Consider the following 5088-nt stretch of genomic DNA (forward strand, 5'->3'; position numbering starts at 1 on the left):
CGCCAGTTCATCCTTTCAGCCAATTGTATTCGTGATCTGGAGCCTTACTTCAACGGAAAAATGGTGGTACACGTTACTCCTCCCTTCGACGGCAGTATTCAGGTGAGCCGGGAGCGGGTGGCGGCCCTGAAGGTGTGGCTGAACAGTTAGGCCTGTTCAGCCGCCTGAATCTGATAATCTCCGGCTTCCTTCGTAATCTGTGCCTGGAGCTCTTCCAGCGTATAGCTTTTACCATCGGTGAATTCGATGGTGGCTACGGGTGGGTCGAGGGTGACGGTGGCACGGATGCCTTCCAGACTGTTCAGGGCTTTCTCCACGTGCATGCGGCAGTGGTTGCACATCATACCTTCCACTTTATAGGAAGACTTTGAAGATGAAGAACTTTCAGATAATGAAGAATGAGGAATGAAGAATGAAGAATTTTCTTGAGTGTGTTCGGTCACCGCGCAGCCCAATTCTTCCTTCTTCATTCTTAACTCTTCATTCCCACAGGATTCTTCATTTTTAATTTTTAATTTTTCATTACTTATAGATTCTTCATTTTTCAGCCTCAGACTGTTTGTCACCACACTGACGCTGCTGAAGGCCATGGCCGCTCCCGCTATCATGGGATTGAGCAGGAAACCACAGACGGGGTAGAGCACACCGGCGGCGATGGGCACGCCTATCAGGTTGTAGAAGAAGGCCCAGAAGAGGTTCTGGCGGATGGTGCGCACGGTGAGGCGGGAGAGGCGCAGGGCTTCGGGCAGCTTGCCGAGGTCACCCGTCAGCAGGGTGATGCCTGCCACGTCCATGGCGATGTCGCTGCCGGTGCCCATGGCGATGCTGAGGTCAGCCTGTGCCAGGGCGGCGCTGTCGTTGATGCCGTCGCCCACCATGGCTACGGTCTTGCCCTCGTGTTGCAGGCGGGCGATGAACGAAGCCTTCTCTTGCGGCAGTACGCCGGCGTGGTAGTGGCGGATGCCTGCCTGGGCGGCGATGGCGCGGGCGGTGGATTCGTTGTCGCCCGTCAGCAGGTGGACTTCGATGCCCTGACGTTGCAGGGCGGCGATGGCCGGGCGCGAGGTCGGCTTGATGCGGTCGGCAATGGCGGCAATGGCCAGTGCTTCGTGTTCGTCGGCCAGCCAGATGACGGTCTGCACTTCGGCCGTCAGTCGTTCGGCTTCTTCCTCCAGTTGCGGGCTGACGCTGATGCCTTGTTCGGTCAGCAGACAGCGGTTGCCGGCGTAGTAGAGGGTGCTGCCTACGATGCCGCGGATGCCCCGTCCGGTGAGGCTTTCAAATTGCCTGACTGGAGAACTGTTTTTCTCCAACCGGGGAAAACTGTTTTCCAAGTAGCGGACGATGGCTTCGGCCAACGGATGTTCGGAGAGCTTCTCCAGTTCGTAGAAGGCTGCGGCCGGACGTTCGTCCTCGTTTTTCCAGCAGAGCGATGTCACTTGCGGATGGCCTTCGGTGACGGTGCCCGTCTTGTCCAGCACCACGGCGTTCACGCGCCGGGCACGCTCCAGACTTTCGGCGTCCTTGATGAGGATGCCCCGTTCGGCTCCTTTGCCGATGCCCACCATGATGGCGGTAGGCGTGGCGAGTCCCAGGGCACAGGGGCAGGCTATGATGAGCACGGTGACCAGTGCCAGCAGCCCGTGGGTGAAGCCGTCGGTGGGGGCGAATACCATCCATGCCGCAAAGGAGAGTAGGGCAATGCCCATGATGACAGGCACGAAGATGCCCGCTATCCGGTCGGCCAGCTTCTGTACGGGCGCTTTGCTGCCCTGGGCGTCCTGCACCATGTGGATGATTTTGGCCAGCAGCGTGTCCTTTCCCACCTGTTCGGCACGGAAGACGAAGCTGCCTTTCTGGTTGATGGTGCCGGCATAGACGCGGGCACCCGCCTTTTTGCTGACGGGCACTGGCTCGCCGCTCAGCATGCTTTCGTCCACGTACGATTCGCCGCTGACTACCGTTCCGTCCACCGGTACCCGTTCGCCGGGCTTTACCAGCAGCAGATGGCCGGGGAGAACCTGACTCAGATTGAATGAAGAATTAAGAATGAAGAATGAAGAATCTTCTTGAGGACGTTTGGGCACAGCGCAGCCCAATTCTTCATTCTTCATTCTTAATTCTTCATTTCCATTGGGTTCTTCATTCTCAACGAGCGTTACCGTCTTTGGTTGCAGCCCCATCAGTTTCTTGATGGCACTGGTGGTGTTGCCTTTGGCACGCTCTTCGAGCAATCGGCCCAGCAGGATGAAAGCGATGATGACGCTGGAGGCTTCGAAATAGACGTGCGGCTCGATGCCCCGCGACAGCCAGAACTCAGGAAAGAAAAGGTTGAAAAGGCTGAAAAGGTAGGCGATGCCTGTGCTGACAGCCACCAGGGTGTCCATGTTGGCTGCACCGTGCCTGAGTTGCTTCCAGGCATTGATGTAGAAACCTCTTCCCAACCAGCACACTACCGGGGTGGCGAACAGCCATGAAACAAATCCCTTGTATTTCCAGTCCATGAAGAACATGCCGGTGACGAATACAGGCAGGGAAAGCAGGATGGCCCACGTCGTGCGGAACTTCAGAGCCCGGTATTTCTTCCGATACGCCTGCTCCACTTCATCGTTGACTTCCTTGGTCTGTGTGGTCAGCAGGTCATATCCCGCATCACGCACTGCCTGCTGCAAGGACTCGGGCGAACACCGCTCCGGGGCATATTCCACGGTGGCCGTTGCCGCCGCATAGTTCACGGTAGCCCGGCTTACCCCCGGCTGCCTGTTCAGAGTCTTGTCTATCCGGGCGGCACAAGCCGCACAACTCATACCCAATAAAGGAAAAGTCTTCTGTACCATCTTCTGTTTTTCCATCTTCATTCGTGCATTGACAGCTTAAGATTTGTACGGCAAAGATAGAACAAACTTTCCCTTCTTCCGTTATGTAATTCGGGACGTTTTTTGTGGAATTATGGGACATAAAAAAGAGGATGCCCCTCGAAAGATAGGCATCCTCTCTTGAATTATGCTCAGAATCCTTAGCTGATTACTTGCTCCAAGGAATCATATTCTTCACAGATTTGATATGCATACGTGAGAACTTGGGAGCTGCTACATTTACCTTCTTGTTTGCTTTGCCGGAAGGCATACTCATGCTTCTTGTGGCAGCGCTGTTCGTTCCAGCTTCTCCGGTAATGGCAAATGTTTCTTCACCAAGTGCAAATTCTCCTTCGCTTACAAAGTAGACAACTGCAAAGTGGAATACTCCATTTTCATAATAGCTGTAACCATATTCTTGTCCTCCTGTATAAGGTACCAAATCACTAATCATTACCATTCCGTATGACGGATGAGTATAACCGGTTTCCTGTTCTTCCACAACAACTTCACCGGTTTCTGCATTATAGGTAAAGATGAAATCTACATCATATCCCCAATGTTCAATTTTGTAGCGATTCGGATTTTCATTACTCCGGAAAAGAGTCAGTCCTGAATCCACTGCAGGTTCTTCTGCTGTACCGAAGAACAGGGTATATGTATAGTCGCCTACATTAATAGCTGTCCAAGTTTCCTGAGTAGTTGAGCTTGCGTATTTGAAAGTAGCTGAAGAGCTTGTCTGTGCTTCATTACCTCCATAAGCTATTGCTACCAATGTGTAATCTCCATCTACCGGAGTAGATGCAAACGGAATCATGATTGTATTGGATGCGGCCTCGGGACCTACTTCCATATAGTCAATGCTACCATTCACAATACCTTCAACGGCGGTAGCAACATCTGTGCCTTCTACAACAGCCAAACGGATGCTTTCAACATCTCCACCGACAGTTGTAAGTTGAGCTAAAATACCCTTGTCGTTTCCTTTGGAGTCTGTATATTTGCCTGCGTATGCCACGCCGATGGAGTAATCTGTTTCTGTTACACCGGGAAAGACAATCTTAATCATACCGTCTGTTGTAGAATAGTTCCAACCACCTATTCCGTCCATATAGTAGAAAGGAGCCAGTTGAACAATGGCGGGTGTTCCGTCTTCCTGATATTGCAGAACTTTGTTGTATGTCCAATAGGCTTCACCTTGGAAGTCTGTAAAGTCAGAAGGATGGTGTACATCTACATTCTGGTTATAGTCATTAGACGTGTTGAAGAATCCTGTGCAATATGCCGGGAAATAAACCAAACCTTCCATCGTGATGGTAATGTCATTGAGCTTATCTCCAGGTTTCAGTAATTTGAATTCTACATATTCAGATTGTGCGCCTTCAGTAGGATATCCTTCTGCTGCCAGTCCTTCTGAATAGGGATCTACTAAGCGGTATGTACTCGGATCAAGATCATTTTGCTGTATTTCTACCTCATAACTGTTCATAAACAAGAAATTGTCGTAGAAAGTCGCTGTTCCAAGGGAAGTCCAAGGAGCCGGTATACCTGCTTTGAATGTATAAGTAGACGTACCGTAAGGAGTTGTATAAGTCTCGTCGGCAATGGCGATGGTAATGGTCTGATAATTGTCAAAACCTAAAGCCTCCGGGTCATAACCGATAGACAATTTGGCTGTGCTTTCGCCTGCGGCAAAATTTACAGAAGTCGGAATAGTAAATAGTCCTGATTCATTTGTAACGTTCAGGTTGGCTGTAATATCGCTGTCGGTATTGGCGCGGCTGACCTCTACAATGAACGATGTTTCTGTATTGCTAAGATCTATTTGTGAGGCCATAGTGGTCGGGAAATAGATTTGCGCTCCATTCAGTTTCTCAGCCGGAGTGTAGTCCACTTCTTCGGTACATCCGCTGAAGCCTATCAGCATGCCTGACATCATGCTGAGGATGCCTAATGTTTTATTGATGAATTTCATATAAATACTCTTAATAGTTAATGATTATTATTCAACCCAGGGCGTATAGGCATCTGTCGGGTCGGGATTTTCGTAACCTTCAATGCCTGAGTTGTTGTATTTCTCATTGCGGACGATACAGATGTTCATCCATGCGGGGCGTGTAGTCGTGTTCAAACGAGCCATGTCATGGAAGTTTGTACCGGAATATCCACGGGTAACAGGCATATTCAGACGTTTAACGTCATAGAATGTCAGGCCTTCTCCCCATTGTTCAAC

At 50.7% G+C, this 5088-nt stretch carries 3 protein-coding genes and 1 pseudogene; 1 reads left to right on the top strand and 3 read right to left on the bottom strand.

Going from position 1 to position 5088, the window contains the following annotated elements; genetic code table 11:
* Positions 1-9 precede the first annotated feature (9 nt).
* Positions 10-150: a hypothetical protein gene (locus Q1Y74_RS13415; protein ID WP_300814801.1), complete on the top strand. Its 141-nt coding sequence runs from the start codon at positions 10-12 to the stop codon at positions 148-150.
* On the opposite strand, the gene Q1Y74_RS13420 is transcribed toward Q1Y74_RS13415, so the two are convergent.
* From Q1Y74_RS13420 to Q1Y74_RS13430, 3 genes and pseudogenes are all read right to left on the bottom strand, one after another.
* On the bottom strand, positions 147-2852 hold the full coding sequence (locus Q1Y74_RS13420; protein ID WP_300814799.1) for a copper-translocating P-type ATPase: 2706 nt from the start codon (positions 2850-2852) through the stop codon (positions 147-149). The genes Q1Y74_RS13415 and Q1Y74_RS13420 overlap by 4 nt on opposite strands.
* A gap of 172 nt (positions 2853-3024) precedes the next feature.
* A complete protein-coding gene (locus Q1Y74_RS13425; protein ID WP_300814800.1) occupies positions 3025-4830 on the bottom strand; it encodes a hypothetical protein in 1806 nt (601 codons plus the stop codon).
* Positions 4831-4857: 27 nt separating this feature from the next.
* Positions 4858-5088 (bottom strand): annotated as a pseudogene (locus Q1Y74_RS13430) (RagB/SusD family nutrient uptake outer membrane protein); the annotation flags it as partial.

The organism is uncultured Bacteroides sp., from assembly GCF_949298305.1.
Taxonomy (GTDB): domain Bacteria; phylum Bacteroidota; class Bacteroidia; order Bacteroidales; family Bacteroidaceae; genus Bacteroides.